Genomic DNA, 236 nt, shown 5'->3' on the forward strand with positions numbered 1-236 from the left:
AGATGTTTCTAACTTATCAGCAGGTATTTATTTAGTTAAATATGTAGTAGATAATAAAGTAGGTAATGCTAAATTTATAAAGCAATAATTATAAAAGGAAATAACACAATTTGCTTTAAAACGCTCAAATTTAATCGAAAAGAATTCCTCGAGGTTCTGCATCGGGGTTTCCGTTAAAATTGTTATTCCCAAGAAAACGGGAATCTAAATACAGAATTTTGGTTTTTGACCTTTTT

General features: G+C 28.4%; 1 protein-coding gene. It reads left to right on the forward strand.

The features are described from left to right. A partial coding sequence (locus tag ACY2RX_RS14910; RefSeq protein WP_490104749.1) for a T9SS type A sorting domain-containing protein occupies window positions 1-88 on the forward strand: 88 nt, incomplete at its 5' end. Window positions 89-236: the final 148 nt, after the last annotated feature.

The sequence above is a fragment of the Polaribacter sp. 2405UD43-2 genome (assembly GCF_058147125.1).